This is a genomic window from Paludisphaera soli (assembly GCF_011064595.1).
GTDB classification, from domain to species: Bacteria; Planctomycetota; Planctomycetia; order Isosphaerales; family Isosphaeraceae; genus Paludisphaera; species Paludisphaera soli.
Window position 1 is genome coordinate 1 of the sequence record NZ_JAALJI010000157.1, and the last position, 387, is coordinate 387.

Below are 387 nucleotides of genomic sequence, written 5' to 3' on the forward strand. Positions count from 1 at the left end.
CAATGCCCGTTAGTTGGCCGTAAGATCAGGGCCCCCTTGCTATTCTGAGGTTGCTTACCCGACCCCAGATCACAAGGAGACCCTGATGGACCCGGCGCCCCGGCCACCGCATTCGTTCGACTTGAACACCCTCGGCCCTATTCCCCTTCACCCGCGGCCTCGGGCAGTTGATCACCCAGGCCCGACTCGCCGCCATCCTATCACAGACCGGTCGAGCCTCGGAACGACGACGACGCCTGCCCGCCGATGCGGTCATCTGGCTGGTCATCGCCATGGCCCTCTTCGCCGCCGATTCGATCCCCAAGGTATGGCGCCGCCTCCACCCCGGCCGCGACGAGCCCGACCCCGACGATTCCGCCTTCACTCGGGCTCGCAAACGCCTCGGCG

Annotated in this window: 1 protein-coding gene; it reads left to right on the forward strand. The window is 66.4% G+C overall.

Annotation, left to right across the window (positions count from 1 at the left end; all coding sequences use genetic code 11):
- Window positions 1-167 precede the first annotated feature (167 nt).
- Window positions 168-387: transposase domain-containing protein (locus G6O68_RS33465; RefSeq protein WP_315852148.1), on the forward strand; the 220-nt coding region annotated here is incomplete at its 3' end.